Source organism: Listeria sp. ILCC797 (genome assembly GCF_900186185.1).
Lineage (GTDB): Bacteria > Bacillota > Bacilli > Lactobacillales > Listeriaceae > Listeria > Listeria goaensis.
Genome location: NZ_FYBS01000018.1, coordinates 22,370 through 33,967, shown reverse-complemented (window position 1 = coordinate 33,967; position 11,598 = coordinate 22,370). Strand labels below are relative to the sequence as shown.

General features: G+C 41.2%; 12 protein-coding genes. 7 read left to right on the top strand and 5 right to left on the bottom strand.

Annotated features, from left to right (window positions below):
* Positions 1-151 precede the first annotated feature (151 nt).
* From BN1609_RS13530 to BN1609_RS13515, 4 genes are all read left to right on the top strand, one after another.
* A complete protein-coding gene (locus tag BN1609_RS13530; RefSeq protein ID WP_255377399.1) occupies positions 152-853 on the top strand; it encodes an HNH/ENDO VII family nuclease in 702 nt (233 codons plus the stop codon).
* A gap of 13 nt (positions 854-866) precedes the next feature.
* The gene (locus BN1609_RS13525) at positions 867-1,337 is read left to right on the top strand and encodes an SMI1/KNR4 family protein (protein ID WP_088816468.1); all 471 of its coding nucleotides are present in this window, start codon (positions 867-869) and stop codon (positions 1,335-1,337) included.
* Between the two features lie 610 nt (positions 1,338-1,947).
* Positions 1,948-2,448 carry a DNA/RNA non-specific endonuclease gene (locus BN1609_RS13520; protein ID WP_220387173.1) on the top strand — a complete coding sequence of 167 codons (501 nt, stop codon included), beginning with the start codon at positions 1,948-1,950 and terminating at the stop codon, positions 2,446-2,448.
* A complete protein-coding gene (locus BN1609_RS13515; RefSeq protein ID WP_220387172.1) occupies positions 2,448-2,942 on the top strand; it encodes an immunity protein YezG family protein in 495 nt (164 codons plus the stop codon). The genes BN1609_RS13520 and BN1609_RS13515 overlap by 1 nt, the downstream gene beginning before the upstream one ends.
* A 202-nt stretch (positions 2,943-3,144) precedes the next feature.
* Here the strand turns inward: BN1609_RS13515 and BN1609_RS13510 are convergent, their stop codons facing one another.
* A complete protein-coding gene (locus BN1609_RS13510) occupies positions 3,145-3,570 on the bottom strand; it encodes a transposase (protein WP_205408920.1) in 426 nt (141 codons plus the stop codon).
* Between BN1609_RS13510 and BN1609_RS13505 the strand changes: the two genes are divergently transcribed.
* Positions 3,533-3,652, top strand: a complete 120-nt coding sequence (locus BN1609_RS13505; protein WP_369821531.1) for a transposase — start codon at positions 3,533-3,535, stop codon at positions 3,650-3,652. The genes BN1609_RS13510 and BN1609_RS13505 overlap by 38 nt on opposite strands.
* On the top strand, positions 3,624-3,950 hold the full coding sequence (locus tag BN1609_RS13500; RefSeq protein ID WP_117612576.1) for an EndoU domain-containing protein: 327 nt from the start codon (positions 3,624-3,626) through the stop codon (positions 3,948-3,950). The genes BN1609_RS13505 and BN1609_RS13500 overlap by 29 nt, the downstream gene beginning before the upstream one ends.
* Positions 3,951-3,960: 10 nt before the next feature.
* On the opposite strand, the gene BN1609_RS13495 is transcribed toward BN1609_RS13500, so the two are convergent.
* Complete coding sequence (locus tag BN1609_RS13495) at positions 3,961-4,608, bottom strand: DUF1295 domain-containing protein (protein ID WP_088811050.1); 648 nt, start codon at positions 4,606-4,608, stop codon at positions 3,961-3,963.
* 120 nt (positions 4,609-4,728) lie between these two features.
* Positions 4,729-6,777 carry a hypothetical protein gene (locus BN1609_RS13490; protein WP_088840998.1) on the bottom strand — a complete coding sequence of 683 codons (2,049 nt, stop codon included), beginning with the start codon at positions 6,775-6,777 and terminating at the stop codon, positions 4,729-4,731.
* Positions 6,778-7,298: 521 nt separating this feature from the next.
* Between BN1609_RS13490 and BN1609_RS13485 the strand changes: the two genes are divergently transcribed.
* Positions 7,299-9,287, top strand: coding sequence for an immunoglobulin-like domain-containing protein (locus BN1609_RS13485; protein WP_088811048.1), 1,989 nt, complete (start codon positions 7,299-7,301; stop codon positions 9,285-9,287).
* On the opposite strand, the gene pabB is transcribed toward BN1609_RS13485, so the two are convergent.
* Together pabB and BN1609_RS13475 are read right to left on the bottom strand one after the other, a co-directional pair.
* Entirely contained in the window at positions 9,278-11,014 is a 1,737-nt protein-coding gene (gene pabB, locus BN1609_RS13480) for an aminodeoxychorismate synthase component I (protein WP_088811047.1), read from the bottom strand. The two genes, BN1609_RS13485 and pabB, sit on opposite strands and share 10 nt — an antisense overlap.
* Positions 10,992-11,570: an aminodeoxychorismate/anthranilate synthase component II gene (locus tag BN1609_RS13475; RefSeq protein WP_088811046.1), complete on the bottom strand. Its 579-nt coding sequence runs from the start codon at positions 11,568-11,570 to the stop codon at positions 10,992-10,994. The genes pabB and BN1609_RS13475 overlap by 23 nt, the downstream gene beginning before the upstream one ends.
* Positions 11,571-11,598 lie beyond the last annotated feature (28 nt).

The following is an 11,598-nucleotide window of genomic DNA, read 5'->3' as shown; positions in this document are numbered from 1 at the left end:
ATACATATCCGAAAGGCTATACCCAGTCGATGGATGCCTTGAAACAGCGGCTTAATACCGTTCGCGGCGTAGACCCAAAACTGGTCGAAGCGCTGAAAGCCTATCAAGTTTTGGCAGTGGTGTACTAGATGCGGAGGGAAAGCCGCAAGTGATGTGGTTGCTTGAACAAAACGGAGTGGGTGTGCATGACCCGAAACTGAAGAAATACTTAGACAAGGCAGGAAAGTACTTAGACCCAAGTGACTACCAAATTATCACGAATGAGGATTTAAACAAAAAAATCACTGAATCGTGGAAAACCGGCACCTATTATATGGACGGCACGCAATACACCGGTATGGCTGGTGGCACGCTTCGGGCATCCGCGTATGTGGAATCGGTGAAAGGTACGCTGGATGAAAGTGGCCTGATGGACGTGGTGATGGGGCTAGGTTTAAGCACGGCGGCGATTCGGGGGAGTATGACGTATGAGGGAGCTAGTGGGGCTAAGGTACCTAAAGACTATTCTCAAACTAGAGAATACTGGAAAAAAGATGTTGATTTTAAAGATACCAAAGTTTATCAAAGAAATGGTATAATTGATATTAATAGAGTAGACGTTAAAGGACGCTCAAACCTTCAAAGAATGGAACAAGGTTTGGCACCTTTAGGACCAGATGGAAACCCAGTGAATTTGCATCACATGACTCAACGAGATATAAGTTCTATTGCTGAGGTAGAGCAATCTTTCCATCAAACTAATTCTAAAACAATTCATATTAATCCTAACTCAGTTCCGTCTGGAATAGACAGAAAGTCTTTCAATAAATGGCGTTCGGATTATTGGGAAAATAGAGCAAAAGACTTTAAATAAAGGAGATATTACAATGAGTGGAGAGTATAATAAAGCAAAAGAACTAATTGAAGAGAATCAAGATTTAGTAGACGCTTTTGGGGGAGCTTCGGATGATATTATAAAAAAAGCTCAGACAGTTCTTGATTTACAATTCCCCGAAGATTATAAACTTTTCTTATCTTGTTTTGGTGCTTTAACTTTTGGTTCTATTGAAATCTATGGTGTTTTTAGAGAGGATTTTGAAAATTCGGGTGTTCCAGATACTATTTGGTCTACGTTAAATGAACGGAAATTAGTAAATATGCCAAAATATTTAGTTATTTTGTATAATACTGGGATGGGAGAAATGTATTGTTTAAACTACAAGGATTTGAATGAGAAAAATGAACCTAAAATAACATCATACTTCCCAGGTTTTTCTGAAGACGCACAAAAAAATGAAGTTTTATACAATAACTTTGGAGAATTTCTTTTAGACATGGTGAATGAAGAAATTCATTAAAAATAAAAAGGCACGTTACTATCTGATTGGCGTCGGATAGTAAAGCTTTGAACTCACTAATCAAGTTGCTAAAAGCTAGCTGTATTCATTGTATAGAAGCTGTACTACCGAAAAAGATATGAGAAAACTAACTCTGTAAAAAGAGTAGCATACTCATATCTTTTTAGCTGCTTTCAAAAGTATAAAATCATTGTGTTGCTTGGTATGAGAGACGGCTTGTTAAGTGGACAGGAGCTGGATGGGAACAAACATCAAAGGGATTAAGTAACATGAAAGTATATCAAGCTAGGACTGTTACAAATAGTGGTATCTAAGCTAAACAAACATTCCCTGCTGAGGGCATGTAAGACATATAAATCTTGGCTATCTGAATAAAAAAAGGAACTTAGGAGAATGGCAATCAAGAAAATAAGTGGGACGAAGCTTTCTGAAAACTGATTTTGGTATAGAAAATCTAATATCTAGGCAAGATTGGAATAATTATTTTAAAGTCAAATAACTAGACATTGTCAAAGAAGAAAAAATTCTGGAAAACTATTTACAATTTGAGCAAAGTCATACCCACTTTTTCCAAGAACTTTTAGCGCTTGTGATGACGGCGCAAAGAACGATGCGGCTGCTTGAACAAAACGGAGTGGGTGTGCATGACCCGAAACTGAAGAAATACTTAGACAAGGCAGGAAAGTACTTAGACCCAAGTGACTACCAAATTATCACGAATGAGGATTTAAACAAAAAAATCACTGAATCGTGGAAAACCGGCACCTATTATATGGACGGCACGAAATACACCGGTGTGGCTTGTGGCACGCTTCGGGCATCGGCGTACGTGAAATCGGTGAAAGGCACGCTGGATGAAAGTGGCCTGATGGACGTGGTGATGGGGTTGGGCTTAAGTACTGCGGCGATTCGGGGGAGTATGACGTATGAGGAAGCTGGTGGAGAATGGTATAATATGGAAAAAAGTTGGTCAGACGCATTAAAATTTGGTAGTAAAGTTGAAGTTAACATTAAACCTAACTACAATTTGAATTCTGTTAGACCAGACAGCTTTAATGTAGAATATTGGATAGACGGAGAAAAATTTATTAAATTTATTAGAAAGCCTTGATGAAAGAAGTTGAGATGATGGAGCAAGAATTAGGAATATTATATAATGAATTAGCACAAAAAATTATTTCGATGATTCCGGTTGATTGGAGCAAAATATACTATCTTGGTGAGGTGGGAAAAAAACAAATGAGTTGGTCTTCTGTATTTTATTTTGAAGAAACTAGTTCAAAAAAATTTGTAAAATCTCATAACATACCAGAGAGATATAAAGTTTCTCAACAAATATATAATGATTTATTAGGAGAACTTAATTCGATATTACTAAAAATAAATAAATGTTTTGAAGAAAATGAACAACCGCTATGGGATCAATTGAGCTTTTCTTTAAATTCTAATGGAAAGTTTAATGTAGATTTTTTATACGATAAAATTTCGGATGATGATGGGCAAGTAAAAAGAGAAGTCATTTGGGCTTATAATAGTTTTGAATTTAAGCCGAAAGAAGGCACTTTCACACGCAAATTATTAGACTCTTATTTAAGTGAACGCTAACTACTGAGATTACGAAAAAGAAAAATATTTAGAGGTTTGAAGATGTTATTGTGCTAGATTCTGAGGGTGAAACAAAAGAATTTTGAAAGAACAAGTTTAGATACTAAACTAAACGGTGGGCATGTTATGCTAAAAAGGCTCGAGGGACAAGTCAAAGTACTAGCTGGGTCTGTAAAGAATTTTGTGTAAGTTGTGTTTCTGGTTAAATGTATTTAGTGACTCTATCCTCAAAAAATATGACGAATTGTGATAGAATTTGTCCCCAATTGTGGACCTTCATGGTCCACTTTTTTGTGACATCTATCGTCACAAGATAAAGCATTTTTAGCAACGATTCATCTGAAGGAAAAACACTTTTTGATTTCGTTGATTTACGTAATTGACGGTGAAATCCTTCAATGATGTTAGTTGTGTAAATAATCCGGCGTAAATCTTCAGGATAGTTGAAGAATGTTGCTAATTCAGCCCAATGTTCCATCCAACTTTTTGTAATGATTGGATACTTCTTCCCCCATTTTTCGTCAAATGCACTTAGTGCTTCTAACGCTAGTTCCTCAGTAGCGGCTTTATAAATAGGTTTTAAGTCAGCTGTGACAGCTTGCGCATTAGTGGGACATATAGGCGACATTGAGCGTTTTTCAAATCCGCATAAGTTAGCTAATTATGCTGGAGTAGCCCCTCATGAAAGGTGGCGGACATGGACAATCTAACATTGATTTCTTAAAAGAAAATGGGTTTGAAGTAAATATTGAAAAAATTTACCCTAATGGTGTTAGAACTGGAAATGTACCAGACCATAAAGTTAAGGCTAAAAGAACAGGGAATAATCAATCTTGGTTTCCTGAAAACTGGATAAATAAAGATATAGAAAGTGCAGGACAACATGTTGCTAGTGTTAAAGATAGAGAAGCTATTTTGGTGAGTTCAACGGTGTGCGAGTTGGGAATAAAAACTGATGGAAAACCTGCAACTATATTCCCAGATGCAACAAGGCAGGAAAATACTTAGACGTAAATGACTACCAAATAAATGGAATAAGCCTTTTCGTATGTTTTTGATAATCTTCAAATTGCGAACCGTATTTTTCTAATAAATATTTGTCTGCATTTGGAATGTAAGAGAAGACGAACATTAGGAATAAAAAGAGTGGGACGAGAAGTGCCCAAACGTTTATTGTTACCAAGGCAAATCCTGCAACCCATAAAATGTCACCGAAATAGTTAATATGAATGGCATATTTAAATAATCCGCCTCTATAAAGTTTACCTTTGTTTGCTGGATCGGCTTTAAAAGGTTTTCGTAGCAACTCAGAAGTTGTGTTAATGAAGCTACCAGCTAAGAAGAGGACTATTCCTATAACGTACATGGCGATATTCGAGTCTGCTTGACTGTACACTGTGAATAAGGGGAAACCGATGTAATAGATTGCAAATGCTAAACTGTTTCCGATGGATTCTTTCCAACTAATTCCACGTGGTAACCAGATGAAAAGCATCGCATTTAAGCGAAGGAAGGTAATTAGTAAAAAGATGATAATCGTATAGCGTATGTAGTTATCTAAGGTAGCATCGCGATAGAGAATAAAAAATGCGAGAATCAAATAAATAATCTGCGTAATGAATATGAATACCTTCGCAGCAGTCGTTTTTTGATGTATGCCGTACATGTTTACATCACTCCTTTTCTAGGAATATTTTATTCGTTTATTGTAGCATACGGCGAGTCAAATAGCTGGGGTGACGAAAAAATCGCAGGTCCCGTAAATCATTTGGGAACCTGCGATTTTTTAGCTATAGCGTACGATAATTGCGTCGCCGCGCGTTTCGTCATATTGCACCCAGACGGAGTCACCAGAACGGGGGCTTGCGGTGGGCTCGATAGTTCCGACAGAGATGTAGCGACGGCCGTTAATGTCGAGTTCAACACGTGCTACGGGTCGTTCGCTTCTTGTGTAGCCAAGATAGTTTACGGAAGATATGACGGCGGAGCCTTCTTTTGCTTGGCTTAACCTTTTTCTTAAAGAAAAATCTTCCAGCGTGAACTTGATTGGGAGCGCCATTCCGATTTGCAGTGTCATCGTGTTTGGCACAAATTGGCTACTTTGGGTTGGAAAACTCGTTCCGTCTGCTTGAATGGTCAAGTCGAGCAGTGTCAATTTACGCCCGGAAATCGTTGCCGAAAGCGGCTTAACTGCGGTAACCGTGCCATCTAGTGCAACCGAATCGGTATCGTTATATGCCGTGTTATACGCGAGTATGCGCGAAATGCCGCCAATTTCCATTAATTCCGCTGTTTTGCCGATTTCAAAACGGAATCCGTCCGGCTCAACAGCTGGAACATGGTATACCTTGCTATTCGCTTGGAATTCGAGTTCGACAGCGGTGCCACGGTTTGCCGCGCCATATGAACGCACAGCAGTGAGCTTAGCATTTGAAATGCGTTCTTCTTGTGCCGCCGTTTCCGTTGCCACGTCCGCTTCGTCCACGAACATAGCTTTATTTTTTTTCGGATTGTAGCGAATCATCACTTGCTGTCCAATCGGAATTTGCGTCAATACAGAAACAACGCGATGGACCTCGACTTCTTTCTTTTTCCCTTCGTAGATAAAGCTCAGTAAGAAACGAACTCTAGGCTGATTATTTATGTAGACGCCCGTTTCGTTTGCTGACACAATTGTAGCCGGCAAAACAACTGAGTCTTTTTTGTTGCGCTTATTGGCCGATTTACGAATAATTGTTCCGGAAACGCCCAATAAAATCAGCATGAGCGGAATGAACAGCCAGACTATCCAATTGATGGCGAGCGCCGGGTATTCTTTCAGGAATCCAAGGAATGAGCCCAATTTGCCGGTCATTTTTTGGTCCCACGCACTGACGTCTGCCGCAGCAATGATTTGCGCTTTGCCCGTTTCCAAATTGAACATGCCGGTCGTTTTGCCCGCTCCGTCATAGTACAGCTCTTTCGTATTTTCGTCTTTATAAAAAAGTGCGTTTCTATCCGCTAAATCTTCGTAGTTCGCTTTTTCAAATAGCGCGCTGACATCTGTTAAGCCGCTGTTCAGTTCATTGAATAAATACGCCGTGATACCGCCTTGCGTCTCATCTTCTGTGCTTGAGCCGATGAGCAAACTTTCTTTTGAATTCAGCGGAATGATGAGCGATTGATAAAGCGGTTTTGGTGTTATGAGCTTTTGTCCTGCACGAAAATCAGTGGGATTGATGTGGTAAATTTCTTTAGGGTACGATGTATCAACTTCCAGCAATTGATTTTTACTTAACCCTGTGTCTGCTAAAAATGGTTTTTGAATAGCTACATCTGAGTTCCCTTGTGCGATGGAATACGTGTTTTGGTTATTTAAAAGGCCACTTAATTGTACGGTGGAATCATCTTTTAAATTTACTAGCCAATAAGGTAATAGATTTCCGTTATTTCCGTAGATAAGCGAAATACTTGTTGGCCTTGCTGATAAGCGTTTATCGTCTGCCAAATTTATAGCTGTAGCTTTGCCGTTTTGCACTTGGATATAATAGGTATCCGCCTTGTTTTCTGCACTAATAATGAGGCGCCCACGGTTCTGATAACTATTCGTTTTAAGGTAACTATCTAGTATGATTTCTTGTGATAGGATATTTTTCATGGTGCCATTTGCGTCAATTTGATGCAATTCGAGCTGTTCGTCTTCGGTTTTTGTTGCGATGACAAACGCGCCGTTTTGATAACTTGGAACCGCTTCTTTGAAAATATTAGAATCGAAAGTAAAGGTTTTTTCGATTGTTTGATCTTGCACGTCATATAGATTCGCGAGCAAGTCATCTTCGTTTGGCACAACTAACATTTTCTTCCCTTTTTCAAATAAAAGAAGATGCTTGGACTCTTTTATGTCGTTTTTGTGTGCCACCTGATAATCTTGGTAACTGTTGTAGACAGCTACAGACAGCACTATGGCTGGTATGAAAAAGAATAGTAATGGTTTAATCGTAAACGCCTCCCTTTGACGATGATGTATATAAGTGAACCTGTTTACTATTATACTATAAGATTGTCGGTTATTTTGCTGAAATATGAAGTAGTAAGGAGCGCAGCGTTAGCTAAAATGGAAGAAAAACGAGAAAAACGAGATTTTTGTCATAACAAATTTTGAAAATTGTATCAAAATAATGATTTTTCGAAGCAAAAACTACTATTTTGGTAAAAAAATTCACAAATTAGACACAACTTAGATGGATGTTGCTGCCGCAGTCAATTGGATTGAAAAAAGCATGCTACATCTTCGCTGCGACTTGAAAAATGCATTGCTTATTTGGCATAAGCCAGCTATATTAAGAGCTGGTTCAATATTTTTCAAGGAGGACAATTATGAAAAAGTTCATTGGTGTCGTAAGCATTATCGTAATTTTAATGTTACCGCTTACTTCCTCTTTTTCGGCAAAAGCTGCAACTGGGAGCTACGGAGCAGGATTGACAGTGAAGTCAAAAATAACAACACGAGCAACCAATAAATCACTTAACTTCTTTCCTTATACAGATGACGATATACTGACTTATGAAGCACAAATGAGTATGAGTGGAAACTTTAAATCATGGGGACAGACCATTCACTTGGATAAAAATGACAAAATCGAGTTAACTAAAGCGCCAGAAATTGTGACAACTGGGGGTATTACGTCCGCAGATGTGAATGTAGAATATTCAAATGATGGTGTGAATTTTGAAACGGGAACACCTAGTGAAACGAATCGTTATCGCTGGGTAAAATATATGGTTACACAAGATGTAAAATGGGACACGACAACGCAACGTGTTCAGCTTTTCTTTGACGCTAAAAGTATTGCCAAAGAAGGCTTAACAGAAACGGATTTTAATCAAACAACGGGACATCAAGCGGAAGGACAATATTTTGCGACAGGGCGTGACGATAATCGCACGCGTACAACAAATATGTCGTATATGCCAACAGTGTTTTTCAAAAATCCTAAGATTTATGGGCAAACATTTGAGCGTTTAACGACCGAACATGGTATTCAAGGTTCATGGAGTACGCCAGCACCAAATAATCCGTTTGTATCTGGGATTGACGTTTTTTTATATGATAAAAATGACAATTTAATCGGGCAAACTGTTTCCGATCAAAATGGTTATTATGAATTCGATAAAATTTCGCGAACAGATGTGTACTACACGCACTTCAATGATCCGCAAAATCGTTATTATATGAGTTTCGTGCTGCGTTCATCAGACCCAGCAACGGCTGACCCAGGCGACTATGCTTGGTATAGTTTTGAAGGTAGTGATCAAACGGTTAGCGGAATTCAGTCTATTTACGATAGCGCCCGAAATAAGCAACTTAGGAAAGTAGAAAAGGCCATTGAAATCGAGACGCAAGATATTCACTATCGCATTGGTGACGAAAAACCAAATCTACGCCTCGGCGTAACGAAAGCCTATGATCGTTTTGAAGGAGACTTAACACAGTTCCGCCTTTATCACCAAGATGGCATGTTATTTTATGCAGATAGTCATAATGTGAATTGGGACGTTCCGGGTGTTTACCCAGTACAAGTCAGAATAATGAATATGAACGGTGCTTTCGGATATGGCGGTTCTCAAAACTCAACAACCACAGGCACGTTCAATGTGATTGTGACGAATTCGCTAGCACCAGTAATTGAGGCGGGCGATAGCGAAGTCTATATTGGCGAAAGTTTTGACCCGATGAAAGATGTCCGAGCAACTGATCCTGACGATGCAAGCGATATCACGGACCGGATTGTCATCGATGATAGTGCGGTAAACCTTCATGCGGTGGGAAAATATCCGATTAAATACAGTGTGACAGATAAAGACGGCGACAGCATAGAGAAGACGGTGTATGTCACTGTGCGCGACTTTACGATTGATGCGAGCGACGTCGAATTGTATGTCGGTGATGCGTTCAATCCGCTTGAACACGCTACAGCAAACGATTCCGTTGCGGGTGATATAACGAGCGATATCCGCGTCAAAGCAAGCAATGTCGACACCACGCAAGCTGGGAAGTACGCGGTCACTTACACGGCGACAAATCCAGACGGTCGTACAATCGAGAAAACCATTGCGGTCACAGTAAAAGACAAGGCAAGCCCTTTAATCCCTTTACCTCCTGAAAAAAGCAAGCCAGCGCCACCAAATGAAAATGCGAACAACGTAAAAGTCACGCCAATCAATGAAAAACCCATTACTAAAAGCTCGCTTGAAAAACAAGCGACAAGTTTACCGAAAACAGGAGATACAAATTCGCCATTTATAATTTTAGCTGGCCTTACGCTAGTTTTAGTTGCAATAAAAAGCAAGAAGCATCATTTCTGATGCTTCTTGCTTTTTTTCATCTCAATTTCCACAAAACCGCGGACACTATTTGTTAAAAAAACGCGTGAAGCCAGCTGTAAATCGCGGAACGTCAAAACTTGCTCAGAAATTTCCCCCTCTTCAAGCAAAGCCTGCCGAAAAATTCCGGGCAAAAGTCCGCACGAAAGCGCTGGTGTCACAAGTTTCCCGCCGATTTCCAAAACAAGGTTTCCGGAAATGAACTCCGTAAGCTCCTCTTTTTCGTTATAAAGCAAGGTTTCCGTGACATCTGGTTCACGCAGCTCCTCGTACATTTCGCGGCGGGTCGTTTTATGCGCCAAAAACGAATTTCGCGGTAGCGGTTTTGATGCAATTTTGGCCGTCCAGACAGGTGTTGTACAACTTATTTCCTGTACATCAAAAACAAAATCGCCGTTTCGCTTTAGCTCGGCCCGAAATTTAAACACGCCATTTGAATGCTCTGCTGCGGCCGTTTGCCACAATGAACGTGCGGCAGAACGCTCGAACGGCAACGCCCAAATTTGCGCGCTTTTTTCCATACGATCCAAATGGGCCTGAAGCCGTTTTAACTCCCCATTTTCAAGCCGCAAACTTTCAATTAATTCCACCGGCGGAAAAGCATCTGCCAAAACGGCCGATTTCGCTTCAATTTCTGCAAACTCCGCCGCCGCGTCTGAATCCCAAACAATGCCGCCACCAACCCCGTAACGCGCCACATTTGCTCGTAAATCAATTTGAATCGTCCGAATCGGCACACTCCAAATCATGTCCCCGTCTGGTTTCACGTAACCAATTGCGCCGCAGTAGACTCCGCGCGCCGAAGTTTCGAGCTCGGCAATGAAATCCATCGTGCTTTTCTTCGGTGCCCCTGTAATCGAGCCACATGGGAAGAGCGCTTCAAAAATCTCAAAAAGCGATTTCTCAGACGCCAGTTCCGCTGTCACCGTGGACGTCATTTGCCACACCGTCGGATACGGCTCAAGCTCGCATAATCGCGGCACGCGCACAGAACCCGGGCATGCAATTTGGCCAAGGTCGTTTCGCAGCAAGTCGACAATCATCACGTTTTCCGCCCGATTTTTTTCGTCGTTCGCCAGAAAATCCCGTCTCACCGCGTCCAATTCCGCCGTGTCCCCCCGTCGAACCGTGCCTTTCATCGGCCGCGTCGTCACTTTCCCCTTTTCCACCTTGAAAAAAAGCTCAGGTGAAGCAGAGAGAATTTGATGCGCGTTGGTCGTAAGCATGGCCGTGTACCGTGCCTCGCTTTGTTCGCGTAGGTGCCTGTAGGCTGAGCCCGTCTCAAATCCTGCCAGCACAGGGCTGTTTAAGCGTAGCGTAAAGTTCGTTTGATACGTATTTCCGGCCGCAATTTCCGCGCGAATGCGCGCAATGCGTGACTGATATTCAGGAAAAGTCATATCTGCGGTAAACGCAAAAGTCGGTTTAATACGCGGTGGCGCCTCAAAATTTGGAACCGGCGAATCAAATACCCCAAACCAAACGAGCGGCAAATTTTTATCCGCACAAAAGGTCCGCAAATATTCATTGAAGGCAGGCGCCGCTTCGTAGCTCACAAAACCCGCAATATAATAGCCGTCTTTCCGCCATTTCTCCGCCCGCTGAAAAACAGCCGCCACTTCCGCATGTGTGAACGCCATTAAAATTTCCTTCGGCTCACTAAAACACATTGTCTGCCCTTCAAAATCAAAACGCAACTGATTTTCCATACGCCACCTCTAAAAAGTTTTTCAAAATATGATGCCCATGCTCTGATAAAATGGCCTCTGGGTGAAATTGCACGCTATAAATGGGAAGTGTCCCGTGTTCCATCGCCATTAAAACGCCGTCCTGTGTCCAAGCCGTTTCAATTAGCGGTGCCAGAACCCCAGTTACCGCAAGCGAATGATAGCGCGCTACATCAAACGTACGAGGCAAATTGCGGAACAATTGCGATTCATTATGCGTCATGGCACTTGTTTTGCCGTGAACAATTTCGGGGGCAGAAACAACACGTGCACCGAAAAATGTGCCAAGCATTTGATGCCCCAAGCAAATCCCTAAAATGGGTTTTTTATCAAAATAACGCTCTATAAAAGCCAGTGTTTCCGGATAATCGGTCGGTTTCCCGGGGCCTGGTGACAATATGACGCCCTCATAATCATCTAACTGGGTGAGAAGAGGTAAATTCTCCGAAAAGACGACGTTCATGTCTGCGTTTAGTTCCAAAAAATATTGATAAAGGTTATATGTAAATGAATCGTGATGGTCGATGATAAGTAACATTGTCCGCCCCCCTTTTTTTTCGCTACTA

Excerpts from the sequence above, each read along its gene's own strand:
- BN1609_RS13485 (WP_088811048.1), top strand. The coding sequence starts at position 7,299 with ATGAAAAAGTTCATTGGTGTCGTAAGCATTATCGTAATTTTAATGTTA.
- BN1609_RS13500 (WP_117612576.1), top strand. The coding sequence starts at position 3,624 with ATGAAAGGTGGCGGACATGGACAATCTAACATTGATTTCTTAAAAGAA.
- BN1609_RS13475 (WP_088811046.1), bottom strand. The coding sequence starts at position 11,570 with ATGTTACTTATCATCGACCATCACGATTCATTTACATATAACCTTTAT.
- BN1609_RS13495 (WP_088811050.1), bottom strand. The coding sequence starts at position 4,608 with ATGTACGGCATACATCAAAAAACGACTGCTGCGAAGGTATTCATATTC.
- BN1609_RS13530 (WP_255377399.1), top strand. The coding sequence starts at position 152 with ATGTGGTTGCTTGAACAAAACGGAGTGGGTGTGCATGACCCGAAACTG.
- BN1609_RS13515 (WP_220387172.1), top strand. The coding sequence starts at position 2,448 with ATGAAAGAAGTTGAGATGATGGAGCAAGAATTAGGAATATTATATAAT.
- BN1609_RS13520 (WP_220387173.1), top strand. The coding sequence starts at position 1,948 with ATGCGGCTGCTTGAACAAAACGGAGTGGGTGTGCATGACCCGAAACTG.
- BN1609_RS13510 (WP_205408920.1), bottom strand. The coding sequence starts at position 3,570 with ATGTCGCCTATATGTCCCACTAATGCGCAAGCTGTCACAGCTGACTTA.
- BN1609_RS13525 (WP_088816468.1), top strand. The coding sequence starts at position 867 with ATGAGTGGAGAGTATAATAAAGCAAAAGAACTAATTGAAGAGAATCAA.
- BN1609_RS13490 (WP_088840998.1), bottom strand. The coding sequence starts at position 6,777 with ATGTTAGTTGTGCCAAACGAAGATGACTTGCTCGCGAATCTATATGAC.
- pabB (WP_088811047.1), bottom strand. The coding sequence starts at position 11,014 with ATGGAAAATCAGTTGCGTTTTGATTTTGAAGGGCAGACAATGTGTTTT.